We start from the raw sequence: 20,919 nt of genomic DNA on the forward strand, positions 1-20,919 counted from the left end.
CAAATAAGATATGTCGTCTACGACCTTTTTTTCCTTCATATAGGCCTACCACATCGCTATTCGTTTGAAGGAAGCTGAATGATAGCAGCCTCAATCCTGCGGTTACGGGCATTAGCTGCTTCTGACTCCTCATCAACAAGCGGACGACTTTCTCCGTATCCAACCGCAGTAATTCTTCTAGCTTCAATGTCTGCCTTCGTCATTAGCAGTGACGCTACGGCCTTTGCTCTTCGTTCAGACAAGCGCTGGTTGTAAGCTGCATCGCCATCTAAAGAAGCATGACCATGGATAATCACGCCTGAATTTGGGTCGTTGTTTAACGCGTCGATAACGTCTTGAAGTGAATTCTCATATTCAGGCAACACCTCGGTAGAGTTGGACGCAAATTCGATATTGACGTTAAATGAATTAATTATCTTTGCATTATCTAACGTAAAATCTGCGGCACTTGGTTCTGGCACCATCTCGGGCTCTTTGGCTTCACAACCAAAGTCATCTACCATAGACCCAGGCGTAGAATCGACGCAATCGTCCCATAAATCCACAATGCCGTCGCCATCACTGTCTCGCTTGAGGATATTAAGTTCATCTACAAAGTTCGTGCGAACGGCTGGGCAAACGTAGTTAGGGTCGTAGCTGATTCTCTCTTCAGCTTTGTCTAGTACATCAGGAACACCATCTTTCGTAATGCCTAATGTTTGTGCCAAGCTACCCGAGGCTGCAAGTAGTCTTACGCGCGCTTTTTCTAATGTATATTGCGCTTCCAAATACGCGCGACTAGACTCGTAATACTCGTTTTCGGAGTCGAGTAAATCCAATAGAGAACGTTCGCCAATGGTAAACTGATCCATGTATGCAGACTTCACTCTGTCAGAAGACAGGCGATGGGCATTCAGTGAAGGCAGCTGCTCAGTAATATTGATAATGTCGTTATAAGCTATCTGTACCGTTTGTCTCATGTCTATACAGGCTTTGTCTCGCAGATCTTTTGCTAGGTCTACCTGCGATAAAGCTTGTCGAATCGCTGCGCGGTCCGAACCACCATTATATAAGTTGTAAGAAAAGTTAACGCCAACGCTAGCCTCGGTAATGGTGTTATTTAGGGCTGCCTGGTCTCGCGTTTGCGCGCCATAGCTTGCGGTTAAATTGACTTGTGGATGATAGAGACTTTTCGCACTGTCCACGGCGTAGCGCTGGGCATCAATGTTGTAAATGGCGGCATTGAATTGTGGATTAGTGCCATAGGCGCTAGTGAGTAAGGTTTGAATGTCTGTAACACTGGCATCAACATAGGCGGAATTTAAGGTGACCGGTTGCAAATTGTTCGCAGGTTTCTCGCCTACTAAACGCAAGAAGCGCGCTGTAACATCGTGCAGGTTAGACAGCTCAGTAAGTACATTAGACTCAGCCAGAGACAAACGGCCGCTAATTTGCTCCAAATCGGCACGTCGACCTACACCCGCTTCTACGCTTTCTTCAATTTGCTTAAACACATCTACATGTGTAATCAGGTTCTCTTCAGCAAGCTTCAACAGCTCGCGAAACATTTTTACATCCATGTAGGCAAGGGCTGTATCAAGTGACTTCTGCTCTATTTCTCCCATTAGCTCAAAAAAGCGTACAACCTGTGCTTGCTTAAATCGTTTAACTTCACTGCTTGTTAAGAAACCATCGTAGAGCATCTGAGTTAAAGCGATTTGCGCGGTATGACCCATATACTCACGATCTAGCCCATAGTTTCTATCAGTATAAGCACTCGATGCCAATACATCGACTTGCGGACGAAAGCCGCCACGCGCAATGTCTACGTCTGACATTGCAACCTGAAGTTGACGCCAGCTGGCTTGCACTTCTGGGTTTTCGTTCACTACCTTGCGAACATAGTCTTCCAATCTGACTGACGAACCACTAACACCATTACTTTGAGCAATAGCTGCATGAGCAAGCACAGCGCCAGTTGCTCCAATAACAACTTTGGAAAGCACTGAATTCATCAACTTCATATATGCATCTCACTATGTAAACCCTAGGCGACATTTGTGTCGTTTCTTACTTTTTTAAAGTAGACGCTGTGTGTATTTCTGCAAACCTCACAGCCAAATATTAGACTAAAAATTAATTAATTAGGGGTAACTCCCTACAACCTATACCAAAGGATATGTGTCCCCCGTACCACGGTCCGGTAACCAGATAAAAAAGCCCTGCTACGCTTTTTGTATAGCGTGAATATTTATCGATTGAGAGGGAATGATGGCTGAAGTAATCATTGCAGAAGTAAACGGTGAGGCTTCCTTGGCTCGTGGTGACACAGGTGAACAAGTCAATGTAACAGTTGGAATGACTGTCGCTGAAGGTGATGTGTTAACTATTTCACCCAACGGTGTGGTTACCGTTAGCGTGGACGGAGAACTTCGCACGCTACCTGCTGGACAAAGCGTTACTTTTCCACTTCAGCTAGATTTTACTGACAGTAGTTCTGATGACGAATTCGCTGTGTTTGACGAAAGTGTTGATGAACTTGCAGCATTACTTGATGGCGTAGAAAATATTGAAGGAAACGCTCAAGAGGGAGATGCCGATTTCCTTGATGTGCTTGCTGGTGAAGGCGATATTTTAGAATCGTTGGAAGCGACGGCCGCAGGTCTTGACGGAGGCGCAGGTTCCGATGGCGGTAGTAACTTTGTTCGCATTGATCGCATAAATGAAGAAGTCGACCCAGTGGGGTTTCAGTTTGATCAAAATGCTAATAGCAACGACGATGTTACGCCAATTGAGTTTTCTGGAACAGGCGAGCAAGCACAAGACATTTCACTTACCCTAGATGCGATAGGCTTAACGAGTGACACTACACCAACACTTTCAGGGATTACTTCAGCAATTCCAGGCAGTACAGTCACACTAACCGTTACCGACAGCGCTGGAAACACTCAAGTTCTAACCGTCATAGTACAAGACGACGGTACGTTCAGTGTAGACGTACCAAATGCACTGGCTGACGGTGAGTTCACGGTAGATGCTAGCGTGTTAGAACCTACTGGTAACACTGCAGATGGTTCTACTACCGGTGAAATTGACGCTTCCGCTCCAACCATTACTATTAATGCGCCAGGTTCTGATAACGACACCACACCTACCCTGTCAGGTACTACTGATGCCACACCGGGTAGCACAGTTACGCTAACCATTACGGATAGCGCGGGCAATACGCAAACCGTGACGGCTACTGTGCAAGCAGACGGCACCTATAGCGTTGACGTACCTGCTGAATTAGCCGAAGGCGAATTTACCGTTAACGCCAGCGTTACCGACGAAGCAGGCAATACAGCAACCGCTGACACCACGGGCGTGATTGATACTACGGCACCGTCGATCACTATCGACACCATAGCGACAGGTAGCGACACTACGCCAACCTTGTCAGGTACCACTGATGCTATACCGGGTAGCACAGTTACATTAACTATCACCGATAGCGCGGGCAACACGCAAACTGTAACTGCCACTGTGCAAGCAGACGGCACGTATAGCGTTGCTGTACCTGCTGAATTGGCCGAGGGTGAATTTACGGTTAACGCCAGCGTGACGGATGAGGCTGGCAATACAGCAACCACAGACACCACGGGCTTAATTGATACCACTGCACCGTCAATCACTATCGACTCCATAGCGACTGATAACGACACCACACCTACCCTGTCAGGTACCACTGATGCTACACCGGGTAGCACAGTTACATTAATTATCACCGATAGCGCGGGCAACACGCAAACCGTGACCACTATTGTGCAAGCGGACGGCACCTATAGCGTTGATGTACCTGCAGAATTAGCGGAAGGTGAATTTACCGTTAACGCCAGCGTGACCGACGAAGCGGGCAATACAGCAACCACAGACACTACGGGCGTAATTGATACCACTGCACCGTCGATCACTATCGACTCCATAGCGACTGATAACGACACCACACCTACCATTTCAGGTACCACTGATGCCGCGCCTGGTAGCACAGTAACATTAACCATTACCGATAGTGCAGGTGTTACTCAAACCGTGACTGCCACTGTGCTAGCCGACGGCACCTATAGCGTTGATGTACCTGCCGAATTGGCCGAAGGTGAATTTACCGTTAACGCCAGCGTGACCGACGAAGCGGGCAATACAGCAACCACAGACACCACGGGCGTAATTGATACCACTGCACCGTCGATCACTATCGATACTATAGCTACAGGTAACGACACCACGCCTACTCTTTCAGGTACCACGGATGCCGCACCTAGCAGTACAGTTACGTTAACCATTACCGATAACGCGGGCGTTACTCAAACCGTGACAGCTATTGTGCAAGCAGACGGCACCTATAGCGTTGATGTACCTGCAGAATTAGCGGAAGGCGAATTTACCGTTAACGCCAGCGTGACCGATGAGGCTGGCAATACAGCAACCACAGATACTACCGGCGAAATTGATACCACTGCACCGTCGATCACTATCGATACTATAGCTACAGGTAACGACACCACGCCGACCCTTTCAGGTACCACCGATGCTACGCCGGGCAGTACAGTTACGCTAACCATTACCGATAGCGCGGGCAACACGCAAACAGTTACTGCCACTGTGCTAGCCGACGGCACCTATAGCGTTGATGTACCGGCTGAATTAGCTGAAGGCGAATTTACCGTTAACGCCAGCGTTACCGATGAAGCAGGCAATACGGCCAATGCCGAAGCACAAGGTGCTATCGACGTGACGGCACCAACCATCTCATTAAACGATCCAGGAATAAATGGCGATGCTACACCCACACTTTCTGGTTTAACGGATGCGGTGCCCGGAAGCACGATAACCCTTACCGTTACCGATAGTGCTGGCGTTACTCAAACCTTTACCACTACTGTGCTTGCCGATGGCACCTTTACCGTTGAAGTTCCAAATGCGGTGGCTGAGGGTACATACAGCGTAACTGCCGAGGTGACAGATGGTGCGGGTAACACCGCACAAGCAACAGCAAGTGGCGATTACGATTCTACAAGTCCTTCGACGACCGTAAATCAACCTGCGCCAACGAACGATACTACGCCAAACGTTTCTGGTGAAACCGATGCCCCTCCTGGCAGTGAAGTCGTGATTGTTGTTACAGATAGCGAGGGTAACGAGCAAACAATCGTCACTACAGTGGGCGCTGACGGCACGTTCAACGAAGATGTACCAGCGGAGCTTAGCGAAGGTGAGTACACGGTAGATGTTACTGTAACAACACCAGCTGGTAATAGCTCTACCACCACAGTGACTGGCGAAATTGACACCACGGCGCCGATAATCAACCTTGATCCTATTGGATCAACCAATGATGACACGCCAGTGATAAATGGCGACACCGACGCAGAGCCGGGTGCAATAGTCACGCTAGAAATCGTACATTCAGATGGCACTACGCAAACCCTTACTGCAACAGTGCAAGAAGACGGTAGCTTCAGTGCTGAAGTGCCGCAAGCACTCGCAAACGGCGACTTCACGGTAACCGCTACTGTGTCTGATGTGGCGGGCAATACCGCTTCAACGACAATCGATGCGGTTATTAATACCCAAGGCCCTAATGTTGTCATTGAAACCGGCTCTCCTACCAACGGTAGTGAAGGCATAGGGGGGTCGTCAGACGCCCCTAATTCAGAGGTTGTGGTTGTTATCACCGATAGCGACGGCAACAGCCAGACAATAACGGGGACAACTGATGAGAATGGCAACTTCAATGTAGCATTCCCTCCTGGATCTGAAGAGGGCGAATACCAGATTGAAGTAACGGTGACAGACGAAAATGGCAATAGCTCTACCGCAACGGCCACTACTGTACTTGATACCACCCCACCGGTTGTGAATATCGACCCACAAACGGATACTAACGACACAACACCTACGATTTCAGGTAATACGGATTTGCCCGCGGGCAGCGAAGTCGTTATTACCGTTACCGATAGCCAGGGTAATACACAGACTGTTACCGCCCTTGTTGATGAAAATGGTAATTTCAGCGCCGATGTCGAAGAAGCGCTAGCACAAGGCAACTATGAGGTTTCTGTCGAAGCAACTGATGCAGCGGGTAATACAACTACCGTTGTCGACAACAGTGGCAACATAGACACTACCGCACCAGCGCTTTCTTTAGACCCGCAAACTGACGGTAGCGACACCACGCCAACGATTTCAGGCTCTACCGATTTACCACCTGGTTCAACAGTAACCATTGCGGTGACCGACAGCGCGGGCAACACACAAACTATCGATGCCATCGTTGATGAGAACGGTGATTTTAGCGTCGACGTGCAAACGCCGCTTACTGAGGGTGAATATACCGTAGAGGCCAGTGCAACAGACGAAGCAGGCAATACAACGACTGTCACTGAAAATGGCGGCAACATTGATACGCAAGCCCCCACCATTTCACTAGAGCCACTTGGCACAGGGAATGACACGACACCGTCAATTAGCGGCTCTACAAACTTGGAAGCGGGCAGCACGGTTACACTTACCGTTACCGATAGTGCTGGAAACAGCCAAACTTTTACTGCCACAGTAGACGGGAACGGCGAATTTAGTGCAGACGTTCCTGCTGAACTCGCTGACGGCGACTACACTGTTGAAGCAACAGCTACCGATGCTGCGGGAAATAGTGCTTCAACGTCACAAACTGGCACCGTGGACAGCAATGCGCCAAGCTTAACCCTTGACCCACTGGGTGATGATAACGACACCACGCCTACTATCTCAGGTACTACCGATTTACCCGCTGGCAGCACTGTTACACTGTCTGTTACCGATGCACTTGGCAATACGCAAACATTTACGGCAACGGTAGACGGTTCTGGTAATTTCAGTGTCGATGTGCCCAATCCGTTAGCTGAAGGTGAATATAGCGTAACGGCTACAGCGACCGACGCCAACGGCAATACTGCAACGGCAACGGAAACTGGCGGTAATATCGATATTACATCGCCGCTGGTTAACCTTGATGCTCAAGGCAGTACCAATGATACTACGCCAACCATCTCAGGTAACACAGACCAGGCACCGGGTAGCAGTGTATCAATCACTGTTACAGACAGTGCGGGCAATACGCAAACCTTTGACGCTCTTGTCCAAAGTGACGGTACTTTCTCTGTTGACGTGCCGGCAGAGCTTGCCGACGGCAACTTTACCGTTACTGCCACTGTCACAGACGATGCGGGCAATCAAGATTCTGCAACAACACAGGGCAATATTGATACCGCAGCTCCAACGCTATCGCTTGACCCACAAGACATTGACAACGACACCACGCCGCTAATTAGTGGCACGACAGATTTACCCCAAGGTAGCACGGTAACACTGGTCGTCACCGATAGCTTAGGTAATCAGCAAACTATTGAAGCCGTTGTTGATGAAAACGGAGGCTTTAGCGCTGAAGTACCTAGCGCATTAGCAGAAGGTAACTACTCCGTTACAGCAACCGCTGTCGATGAAAATGGTAATACCGCTAGCGTGACAGAAAACGGCGGCATTGTAGATACAACCGCGCCATCGCTATCTTTAAATCCAGTGGGTTCTGGTAACGATCCCACACCAACTTTATCGGGCAGCACCGATCTGCCCGAAGGAAGTGTTGTCTCGCTAACCGTCGTAGATAGCGCAGGCAACACGCAAACCATCAACACCTTAGTCGATGCTAACGGTAATTTCTCTGTCGACGTACCGCAAGAACTGGCTGATGGAAACTTTACTGTTACTGCCACGGCAGAAGACGAAGCAGGCAATGGAGTTACAGACAACGCAACGGGTAACATTAATACTAGTGCTCCTACGTTAGTGCTTGATGGACAAGGCGAAACGAATGACAGCACGCCCGCTATTTCAGGCACTACCAACTTGCCTGAAGGAAGCACGGTTACTTTAACCGTGACGGATAGCGCAGGTAACACGCAAACGATTACCGCGACAGTAGGTGCAGACGGAACATTTAGTGCGGATGTTACCACCCCACTCGCTGATGGCGCTTACACCGTTACCGCCAGCGCTACTGACAGCGATGGCAATACGACAACAGTAACCGACAATGGCGGCGTTGTAGATACTACCGCGCCTACGCTTACCCTAGAAAATCCTGGCAGCACGGGTGACACCACACCAACACTTTCAGGCACGACAGACCTTCCTGAAGGAAGCACGGTTACGCTTGTCGTTACAGATAGCGCTGGAAACACGCAAACTATCAATGCCTTGGTCGATGCAAATGGTAGCTTCAGTGTAGATGTGCCAAACGCACTAGCTGACGGCGACTTTACTGTTACTGCCACTGCAACCGACAGTGCAGGCAATACCGCGAATGCCAATACAACAGGTAATGTAGATAGCGAAGCGCCGCTATTAACCCTTGATATACAAGGCGCTACTAGCGACGTTACGCCAACTATCACAGGCACTACTGATGTTGCTCCCGGCACACTGGTTACCATTACTGTAGTCGATGCCAATGGTGATTCGCAAAGTTTCCAAGCAGCCGTGCAAGCAGATGGAACATTCAGCGCGGACGTGCCTAACGCACTGGCCGAGGGCGACTTCACCGTTACGGCAACAGTAAGCGATGCACAAGGCAACACCGCGACGGCAAACGAAGCAAATGGAAGTATTGATACTCAAGCACCTATTGTTAACGTGAACCCGTTAGATTCAGGTAGTGACACTACGCCGGTTATTTCAGGTAATACAGATTTACCTGAAGGCGCTGTTGTTGTGATCACCGTGACTGACAGCAATGGCGACACGCAAACCATTAACGCATTGGTTGATGCAGACGGTAACTTTGCAACAGACGTATTGTCTCCACTGCCTGAAGGAGACTACAGCGTCGAAGTTACTGCAACAGATGATGCAGGTAATTCAACTACCGCAATAGAAGACGGTGGCAATATTGACACCACCGCCCCTGTACTTACGCTAAATCCGCAGGGCACAGGCAACGATGAAACGCCTAACATATCGGGCAGCACTGATTTAGCGCCGGGAAGCACAGTAACGTTAACCGTAACAGATAGCGCAGGCAATACACAAACCTTTGACGCCATTGTGGACGCGAATGGTGACTTCAGCGCAGATCTTCCAAACGCTATACCAGACGGCAGCTACACGGTAACAGCAAGTGCCTCAGACGATGCAGGTAATACAACCACCACCTCTGATATCGGTACGTTAGATACCAGCGCCCCTGCGTTGACACTAGATGCGCAAGTTACGGTTAGCGATACTACACCAACCATTTCGGGTACGACTGACCTACCCGCGGGTTCAACCGTGACGCTTTTTGTCACTGACAGTGCAGGCAACACCCAAACCTTTACTGCACTTGTTGATGCAAGCGGTAACTTTAGTGCTGATGTCCCCGCGCCTCTTGCCGAAGGTGATTACTCAGTAACCGCTACCGCTACAGACAGCAACGGAAATAGTGCCTCTGTCACCGACAATAACGGTATCGTCGATACTGTCCCCCCCGTTATTTCACTAGATGCGCTGGGTTCAAATAACGATACTACGCCGACCATTTCAGGCACTACAGACTTAGCAGCAGGTGAGAGCGTAACGCTGTCGATCACCGACAACGCTGGCAATACACAAACAGTGACCGCAACGGTTGATGCAAACGGCAACTTTACTGTGGATGTGCCAGCCGCACTGGCCGAAGGTGACTATACGGTTACTGCAACGGCCACCGACGATGCTGGCAACAGTGCGTCAGCCAATGCAACAGGCACCATAGACACCACTGCACCTACCCTAACCTTAGACGCTCAAGGATTAGGCAATGATACAACGCCAACCATTTCGGGAAGTACAGATCTAACCGAAGGTAGCGTGGTTTCCTTGGTTATTACAGACAGTACTGGCAACATTCAAACGGTTACAGCAACAGTTGATGCTGCAGGAAACTTTACGGTTGATGTGCCCAGTGCCCTTGCTGAAGGCTCTTACAGTGTTGAAGCTACTGCCACTGATGAAGCAGGCAACAGCACGTCGGTTCTTGATAATTCAGGCGTTATCGATATCACGCCACCTGAGCTAAACCTTGACGGACTAACGCCAGAGAATAACGCTACGCCAACTATTTCTGGCACCACAAACCTTCCAGCTGGCGCCATTGTCACACTAACGGTGGTCGACAGTGCTGGTAACACGCAAACCTTTGCCGCAACGGTACAAACCGACGGCAGTTTTGCCGCCAACGTACCCTCACCACTAGCTGAAGGTGACTATACGGTTACCGCAACGGCTCAAGACGCGGCTGGCAATCAAGGTTCTGATTCTGAAACGGGTGGCAGCGTAGATACCACAGCGCCTGTTATCACTTTGGATCCGCTTGGTACAGGTAACGATAACACGCCTACTATTAGCGGAAGTACCGACCTGGCCGCAGGAAGTACAGTAACGATTACAGTAACTGACAGCATTGGCACTGTGCAGACGTTTACTGCAACTGTTGATGGTAACGGCGACTTCAGTGCAGATGTGCCTAATCCTATGGCTGACGGAAACTTCGACGTTACTGCAACGACCACTGATGCTGCAGGCAATACTGCTACAGATACAGTGAGCGGCGACATAAACTCTGCCGCGCCTACCCTATCCCTTGATCCTCTTGGGTCGGGCAACGACACGACGCCGACCATTTCAGGTAATACCGACGTAGCGCCAGGTAGCACTGTAACGCTGACTGTGACTGACAGTGCTGGAAACACACAGACATTCAGTGCCATAGTTCAAGGTGATGGAAGCTTTACGGCTGATGTTCCTGCAAGCTTACCTGAAGGTGACTATTCTGTTACTGCCACCGCCACAGACGGCGCTGGCAACAGTGCATCGGTAACCGAAAATGGCGGTAACATCGATACCACAGCCCCATCGATAACCATCGATACACAAGGGCTTGGCAATGATGCAACGCCGTCTATCTCTGGCACCACAGACCTCAATGCTGGCGACACAGTTAGCATAAGCGTGACAGACAACGCTGGAAATACCCAAACATTCACTGCAACCGTTCAAAACGATGGTACTTACAGTGCTGATGTTCCTGCCGATTTAGCTGAAGGCAGTTTCAGTGTGACTGTCACTGCGACTGACGATGCGGGTAATTCAGCAACGGCAATAGATAATAACGGTGTCATAGACACAGCAGCCCCCACCATAACGTTAGACGCACAAGGTCTAACCAACGACGCTACACCGACTATATCGGGAACCACCGACTTGGCTGCGGGCAACACTGTAAGCATTAGCGTGACTGACAGCCAAGGCAATACGCAAACTTTCACTGCCACCGTTCAAGCGAACGGCAGCTTTAGCGCTGATGTGCCGGTTGACCTTGCAGAAGGTGATTACACCGTAGAAGTGACGGCGACTGATGATGCAGGTAATCAAAACACAGCGGTTGATAACAACGGCACAGTTGACACCACCCCACCTGTTATCAACTTAGATCCAGTGGCCAGCGGCAATGACGCAACGCCAGTATTAAGCGGTACTACCGACTTGTCAGAGGGAGCAACAATTACACTGGTTGTCACCGATGCAGGCGGTAATGTACAAAACCTTACCGCTACGGTAAACGCGGATGGCACTTTCTCAGTTGAAGTACCCAGCGCGCTTGTTGATGGCGATTACGATGTAACAGTCAGTGCGAGCGATGCTGCGGGCAATAGCACGACAGTGTCAGATAGCGGCAATATTAATGCAAGCGCCCCGGACATTACCCTAGATGCCCTTGGCCAGACAAACGACGCTACCCCTCTTATTTCAGGTACAACTAACGCGCCAGTTGGTGCCACCGTCACTTTAACAGTGACAGATAGTGCTGGAGCAGTTCAAACCTTTACTACAACCGTACAAGGAGATGGCACCTTCAGCGCAAGCGTACCGTCAGACCTGGCCGAAGGTAGCTACACAGTTGTCGCAGAGGTGACTGACGGTGCCGGAAATACCGGTTCTGACTCTGAAACTGGCGGTGTGGTAGATACCATATCACCGGCTATTGATGTGGCAGAGCAAGGTGTTGGCAATGATGCAACACCGACCATTAGCGGAACGACAGACCAGCCAGCCGGAAGCACGGTTTCAATTACCGTCACCGATAACGCTGGTAATATACAAACCTTAACAGCAACCGTACAAGGTGATGGCTCCTTCAGCGTAGACGTACCCACCACTTTGGCTGAGGGTAGCTACACAGTTCAGGCTACTGTTGTTGATGAAGCTGGCAATACAGCGTCCGACGCTGAAACCGGCTTAATCGACACAATTTCACCTGTTATTACGCTGGACGAGCCAGGCACAGTCAGCGACTCAACCCCAACCATAAGCGGTACTGTAGATTTACCGCAAGGTTCTACAGTGCAAATAACTGTTGTTGATAGTGCGGGTAATACACAGGTGTTCTCTGCATTGGTTGGCGCGGGCGGCGTATTCTCTGCCGACGTACCAGCGGCGATGGCTGAAGGAAACTTCACTGTTTCAGCAACCGCCACTGATACAGCTGGCAACAGTACAACCGACAACGAGGCAGGCGTAGTTGATACTCTAGTACCTACTCTTACTATAGATGTTGCCGATACCACTAACGATGCGACGCCACTCATTACCGGTACAACCGATGAACCTGCGGGCTCTGTGGTCACTATTTTGGTAACGGATAGCGCTGGTGCGACCCAGACCTTAACTGCAGTGGTACAGGCCGATGGTTCTTTCTCTATCTCCCCAGGTACGGATTTAGCTGAAGGCGACTTCACGGTAAGCGCTACCATCAGTGATGAGGCAGGTAATACAGCAACAGCCAGTGATGCTGGAAACATAGACACTACAGCACCATCACTAACATTAACGCCACTTGAGGAAGGCAATGACACAACACCTACTCTATCTGGTAGCACAAACCTTGCGCAGGGTAGTGAAGTTACGCTTGTGGTAACTGACAGCGCAGGAAATGTTCAAACCCTCACAGCTACAGTTGATGTAAATGGAAACTTTACAGTGGATGTGCCTGCGCCTTTAGCTGAAGGTGCATACAGTGTTGAAGCCACGGCGAGTGATGAAGCGGGTAATAGCACTACCGTCGTAGACAACACAGGTATTATTGATACAACAGCCCCTACTCTATCGTTAGATACACTAGCCTCAGACAGCGACACAACACCTACAATATCAGGGAATACTGACCTGCCTGCAGGCGCGACAGTAACGATTACGGTTACGGATAACGCAGGTGTAAGTCAAACCTTCGATGCAACCGTTCAGGGAGACGGCAGTTTCTCGGCCGATGTGCCAAGCCCCATGGCTGAAGGAGGGTATACTGTTACCGCCGTTGCCCAAGACCCAGCAGGCAATGAGACGACTGCCACTGAAACAAACGGTAGCGTAGACACTACCGCGCCGACTATCAACTTAGATGCACAAGGCACAGGTAACGATACTACGCCAACGATCACCGGTAGCACCGATTTAAGCCCAGGTAGTTCAGTGACCATAACCGTCACCGACAGCGCGGGAGCAGAACAGACATTTACGGCTATTGTCGATAGCCTTGGTAATTTCAGCGCCGACGTGCCCAATGCAATGGCAGACGGAAACTTCGATGTTACTGCTACCGCCACTGATGCCGCTGGAAACTCGGCGTCTGATACTACCAGCGGCAATATCAATACAGCCGTGCCAAACCTAACCTTGGATCCGCTTGGCACAGGAAACGACACAACACCAACCATTTCCGGTACTACAGATATTGCGCCAGGCAGCGCCGTATCCATCAGCGTTACCGATAGTGCAGGAAACACCCAAACATTTAACGCCATTGTTCAAGCTAATGGCACCTTCTCTGTAGATGTGCCAGCAGCCTTATCTGAAGGTAATTATTCAGTCACCGCAAGTGCAACAGATGGCGCGGGTAATACGGCAACCGCAAACGAAAATGGCGGCGTTATCGATACTACTGCGCCAGCTGCGCCTACTGTTGATGCAGGCAACGGTACCGAAATTACCGGCACAGCCGAAGCAGGCGCTGTCGTAAACGTAGACGTTGACGGTGATGGCACACCTGATTTCACAGTGATTGCTGATGGCGATGGTAACTGGTCAGTAACACCCACAACACCGCTAGCCGATGGCGTGGTTGTAACGGCAACAGCAACCGATGAAGCTGGCAATACGAGTAGCCCAGCGTCTGATACGGTAGATGCTGTTGCGCCAATCGTTGCCTTTAACGACCTAACGACTAATGACACCACGCCTGCACTTACCGGTTCGGTGGACGACCCAACCGCCATTGTGGTCGTTACCATTAACGGTACAGACTATACCGCGACAAACAATGGTGATGGCAGCTGGACACTGGCTGACGATATCGTTGCCGCGCTGGCTGAAGGTAGCTATACCGCTACGGTTACTGCCACTGATGCCGATGGTAACACCGGAACTAACTCTGGTACTGTTGTGATTGATACCACTACTCCAGCAGCGCCTACTGTCGATGCTGGTAACGGTACTGAAATTACGGGTACCGCTGAAGCAGGGGCAACTGTAAATGTAGACGTGGATGGCGACGGCACGCCAGACTTCACCGTCATCGCCGATGGCGATGGCAATTGGTCAGTAACCCCCACTACACCGCTGGCCGATGGCGTGGTTGTTTCGGCGACGGCGGCTGATGAAGCTGGCAACGTCAGTGCACCAGCGTCAGATACAGTAGATGCTGTTGCGCCAGTCGTTGCAATCAATGACTTAACCACTAATGACGCTACACCAGAGCTAACCGGAACGGTTGACGATCCAAGCGCTATCGTAGTAGTGACCATTGATGGCGTGGACTACACCGCAACTAACAATGGCGATGGAAGTTGGACCCTGCCTGGCGATGCAGTGGCTACACTTGCAGATGGTAGCTATACCGCTACCGTTACTGCCACGGATGCCGATGGCAATGTAGGTTCAAATTCAGGAACGGTAGTGATTGATACTACACCACCTGCCATACCTACTGTGGATGCGGGCAACGGTACCGAAATTACCGGTACCGCTGAAGCAGGCGCAACCGTAAATGTGGACGTGGATGGCGACGGCACGCCCGATTTCACCGTCATCGCTGATGGCGACGGCAATTGGAGCGTAACGCCAGATACACCATTAGCAGATGGAGTTGTAGTAACGGCAACGGCTACTGATGAAGCGGGCAACACCAGTGGGCCGGCATCTGACACGGTAGACGCAGTGGCACCTGTTGTAACCATCAATGATGTGACGACTAACGATACTACGCCTGCACTAACGGGTACGGTTGATGACCCAACGGCTACTGTAGTAGTCACCATTGACGGCGTTGACTATACCGCTACCAATAACGGTGACGGTACGTGGACGCTGGCTGACGATGCGGTGGCGGCACTTGCTGAAGGTAGCTATACCGCAACGGTTACTGCAACCGATCCAGAAGGTAATGTGGGTACGAATACTGGTACAGTGGTTATTGATACCACAGCACCAGCAACGCCTACCGTTGAAGCGGGCAACGGCACTGAAATTACCGGCACAGCCGAAGCGGGCGCTACGGTAAATGTGGATGTAGACGGAGACGGCACGCCAGATTTCACCGTCATCGCTGATGGTGACGGCAATTGGAGCGTAACGCCAGATACACCATTAGCAGATGGAGCTGTAGTAACGGCAACGGCTACCGATGAAGCGGGTAACACCAGTGGGCCGGCATCTGACACGGTAGATGCCGTGGCACCTGTCGTAACCATCAATGATGTAACGACCAACGACACTGCGCCTGCACTAACGGGTACGGTTGATGACCCAACGGCTACTGTAGTAGTCACCATTGACGGCGTTGACTACACCGCTACCAATAACGGTGACGGTACGTGGACGCTGGCCGATGACGTAGTCGCTACACTCGCTGAAGGTAGTTACCCAACATCTGTTACTGCAACTGACGATGCGGGCAATACCGATACCGACACTGGTACTGTGGTAATTGATACCACCGCGCCTACGGTTGCAATAAACGATCTAACCACCAACGACACCACACCTGAGCTTACCGGTACGGTGAACGCCCCCAATGCAGTTGTGGTGGTAACGATTGACGGCAATGATTACACCGCTACCAACAATGGTGATGGCACATGGACGTTGGCTGATAACGTAGTCGCCACACTCGCTGAAGGCAGCTACCCAACATCGGTAAGTGCAACAGACGCCGCGGGCAATACGGTGACTAATACAGGTACAGTGGTAATTGATACCACCGCACCTACCGTTGCAATTAACGATCTTACTACCAACGACACCACGCCTGAGCTAACTGGTACGGTGAACGACCCCAATGCGGTTGTGGTGGTAACGATTGACGGCAATGGTTACACCGCTACCAACAACGGTAATGGCACCTGGACGTTGGCTGACAACGTAGTCGCCACGCTCGCTGAAGGCAGCTACCCTACATCGGTAAGCGCAACAGACGCCGCGGGCAATACGGTGACCAATACTGATACAGTGATAATCGATACCACCGCGCCTACCGTTGCAATAAACGATCTTACTACCAACGACACCACGCCAGAGCTTACCGGTACGGTGAACGATCCCAATGCGGTTGTGGTGGTAACCATTGACGGCAATGATTACACCGCTACCAACAATGGTGATGGCACGTGGACACTGGCTGATAATATCGTCGCCCTGCTTGCTGAAGGCAATTACACGGCTGTAGTCACCGCTACAGATGCTGTGGGTAACTCTAACTCAGCTTCAGGTACAGTTGTTATCGATACGAGTATTGATGAAAACAATAATGGTCAGACAGTAACGTTCGACAGTATCTCAAACGACTCTGGGGTGGCTGGAGACTTTATTACTAGCGATAGTACGCTTATCTTTAATGGAACGGTTGACCTTGGTGACAATACTACCCTAACCGTTACCGTTGATAGCACGTCCTATATCTTTGGCACTGACCCTGAACTTACCATTGATGGCAGCGGTAATTGGAGCCTTGATTTAACAGGCACAACGCTACCAGCAGGTACCTACGCGGTGGTGGCAACCGTTACCGACGAAGCAGGTAATTCGGCAAGTACAGCAAGTCAGAATGTTGTTGTACAGGCCCTTGATGCTATAAACGACGGTAACACCGTTGATATGGGCGAACCTGTGGTTACTGTAAACCCACCGGAAACCACTAGCAACGTAGATGTTATCGGCTTAGCAGAATCTACAGGTGGCGTGGATGCAAGCGCCTCCTTTACTGTTTCCCCAAACCATGTAGGTGAAGTGTTAGTAGAGGTTGACCAAATAGCACTAGTGGCTGTTGCCGATGCCTACATTGTTGAGGTGTATGACGAGAGCGGCCAACTCGTTTACAAAGGAGTAAGCGCAGACTCACAAGTTGCCGATGTCGGTGGCCTAGACATCTTCAATGTGACTGGCGATGAGACTATTTCGTTCTCGTTAGCAGGCCTTGACGCTGGCAACTACAGCGTGGTGGTCCGAAATGATGAAGATATATTGGAAGATTTATTAGACAATGACAATAGTAACGACGTTGACCTTGATGAACTAGGGACAGCAGGTGTCGTGCTTGGGCCCGATAACCAAACGGAAATTCTTGATTTCGTTGAAACAACGTTAAACGGTGGAATTTTAAATGTCGTCTTGCCCGGAACCATTGGCACGCAAGTTAGAGGGATCCTTGAAGGTCTGCTTGATACAACTACTGTAATTGGCGCAGGTCAGCTGGTTGGTCTACTAACTACGCCAATAAACGCGCTTGGTATCACAGGCCTCCTCGACGCTGTGGCCGATGTTCTTGCCGATGCATTGCTCAGCAATACATTAACCTTATTGCAAGACACTGATATCACCACCACATTAACCGAATACACCTATACGGGTGATTTAGTGGCCCAAGGTAACCTAATCGACGGCGATTTAGGTGGCGTGGGTACCGATACCATTTTAGACGGCGCTCAAGTGACGCTGGTTACTAACGCATCAGGTGACAGTGTTGTGGTTCCTGCTTCAGGTACGGTTACTATCCAAGGTAACTATGGCGTACTGGAAATTGCTGCAGACGGCACTTACACCTATACCGCTGATGGCGATCGTAGTGCAATTGGCCAAGACGAAGTGTTTAACTACACCTTATCAGATGGTGAAACTTCTGACGTTGCGGCGCTTACCATCACCATATCAGGGAGCGACTTCCCGCCAGTAGTAGCTCAAACCGATAACAATGACATGGAGTTGGGCGCACAAACGGCCATTGTGAATGCACCGGTTAGCGACAGTGACTTCCGAGTCATTGGCTCGGACGCAGTCTCACCTGTGGCAGGGTCACCAGAGGCTAGCACAACGCTTACCGTTGATGCTGGTTTCTTTGGCGAAGTGGTTGTAGAAGTTAGCCAAACAGCGTTAGTCGCCGTCGCTGATGCGTATCGTATCGATATTGTCGATGCAGATGGCAACGTGGTCGCCTCAGCTATGACACCAGACAACCCGTTAATAGGTGATGTAGCTGGTGTAAACCTTATCGGACTCACCGGTGACGACACGTTAGTTGCTAAATTCTCTGGGCTACCTGCCGGTGATTACACCGTGGTTGTGCGCAATGATGAAAGTGCCCTTGAGACACTATTCGATCAAAATAGCGACGGCTCGATTACGCTAACAGAATTAGGTGATAGCGGCGTAGTGCTTGGGGAAGAGAACCAAGAGGTGGTGCTAACTGCTGTTGAAGACGCACTAAACGGTACTGAAGCCAGTTTATTAAATGGGCTTGGTTTAGGTACGATTGTTCGAAACCTTATTCTTGAGCCAGCTTTAAGCACCGCAGACACGATAGGCGCCGGCGACTTAGTAAGTACCATTACCACAGGACTTAATCTCTTAGGTTTAGGCACATTTGCAAGTGCTGCTCTAGATGCGGTTGCGGCAGCACTGCTGAGCAACACGGTCACTTTACTACAATCTACCGATATAACTTCAACACTTACTGAATATGCATTTGAAGGTAGCACGACAACGTCGGGGAATGTTATTGATGCGGCCAACACAGGCGATGTAGCCGATAGCATTGCCGAGGGCGGCGTAGTGACGCAAGTTACTCATACCAATGGAGAGTCAGTGACTGTATTGGGTACTGGTTTATCTGGTATTACCATTGAAGGTGACTATGGGGACCTCACCATCTTTGAAGACGGCAGCTACACCTATGTAGCCAACGGTGTGCGTGACGGCTTAGGCAATACAGATAGCTTTAGCTACACCATTTCAGATGGCACCAATACGTCTACTGCAAACTTGAACTTCAATCTATCAGGGCAAGGCGTATCCGCAGACTCGGCACGTGCTGAATTGACCTACGACTTTGTTTCGGAAGCAGGCCCTAGTGTACTGGATGCGCTACAGCATGATTATCTCCTAAGTTTGTTGATTACAAGTTTTAGCGATGAATTTGGCCCTATTAATGTGACTGCAAATACTACTCAAGATATCACGTTAAATGTAGATGCGGTGGGGTTAGTCTCATTAGGCTCTAGCATCACAATAACGGTTGAAAAGTTTATAAACGGAGCATGGGAACCCTATAGAGTGTTCCCCAACGATGAGCTTATCAGCTTGTTAGGTATTGATGGCGATACCGCACTTACTGTCAACGGGTTAACCGAAGGACTTTATCGCTTATCAATGGACGGCACTGTTGCTGCTGGATTAATAGGCAGCATTAGTGTAGACCTATCCTCTACCATCAACTACCTTGACCAGTTTGAAGTTAGCGGCGTACAAACCGCCACAGGCAACCTGTTCGAAAACGATATACTGTTTGGCCCAACATACGACGTGACGGTATCTACCGATGGAATTAACTTCCAAGACGCTTCAGGCGGCATTACGTTACTGGGCGAGTATGGCACGTTGCAAATTGATGAAACTGGCGCGTACACTTATACCCCAGACAACACGCTAGCCGTATTTGGTGGCACCTTAACGGATACCTTTACTTATCGTATAGAGTATCCAGACGGTACTGTCGAGCAGGCAGAGTTTAACGTGTTTGTGACGGCATCTGGTGAAGGTGTACCTGAGGTCGTGACAACCACTTCATCTGAGTCTGTAAGCGCGTCAGACAGCAGCGGCACCGTTGTTACTGACGAGCCTACAGCACCTGATGTGATTGACCTAACGGGGCAAACGCTTCAAACCGTTAACCTGAATGCTGAAACTCAACTGGTAACGCCAGAAAACGAGCCGAGTGCGCCGCTTGTGAGCTCTGAACCTGTCGAGAGCATTCAACCTATTGAGAGTACGCCAGACATCATCACGCTACCTGAAGAGGAAGTGAGCACGCTTGGCACCAATGTTGGCGATGGTTTTGGTGGAGGAGACACTATTGACTTGTCTGGTATTAAGATTGATACCGTTGATATAGGTGAACCTTTGCCTACTGCACCGAATGAAGGCACAAACCCACTTTCACCTGAGGCTTCGACGCCTGAAAGTACTCTGCCTGATGACACCATCACGCTTCCAGAAGAAGACGATATAGTCTCTGGGGGTCCGGTGACAGAGGTAACTGTTGACGTCGTCGACATTGATCTTCCCCCAGAAGAGTTGATTCTGCCATCAACAGAGCCTACTTCAGTCGATTCAAATGGTGAGGGCGCATCTCCTGATGCTAGTGACGGACTTGTAGGCGATACGTCTAAAGAAAGTGGCGGTGACGTGACTACCGCTTCTCCGACAGAGTCCGAAGTGCTGAAAACAGCGATAGATAAACTTCCACCAACGGACATCTAATCTTGTTGTGAAGTTAACCTAAAGCCCTCGCATTCGACGGGGGCTTTT

The 20,919-nt window shown here is 50.2% G+C and carries 2 protein-coding genes; one reads left to right on the plus strand and one right to left on the minus strand.

Going from position 1 to position 20,919, the window contains the following annotated elements:
• Nucleotides 1–56: 56 nt before the first annotated feature.
• Nucleotides 57–2,003, minus strand: a complete 1,947-nt coding sequence (locus RJ41_RS16790) for a TolC family outer membrane protein (protein WP_039223205.1) — start codon at nucleotides 2,001–2,003, stop codon at nucleotides 57–59.
• 247 nt (nucleotides 2,004–2,250) lie between these two features.
• Here RJ41_RS16790 and RJ41_RS16795 point away from each other — a divergent pair, with 247 nt between their 5' ends.
• A complete protein-coding gene (locus RJ41_RS16795; protein ID WP_039223208.1) occupies nucleotides 2,251–20,871 on the plus strand; it encodes a BapA/Bap/LapF family large adhesin in 18,621 nt (6,206 codons plus the stop codon).
• Nucleotides 20,872–20,919: the final 48 nt, after the last annotated feature.

The organism is Alteromonas marina (genome assembly GCF_000808575.1).
GTDB classification, from domain to species: domain Bacteria; phylum Pseudomonadota; class Gammaproteobacteria; order Enterobacterales; family Alteromonadaceae; genus Alteromonas; species Alteromonas marina_A.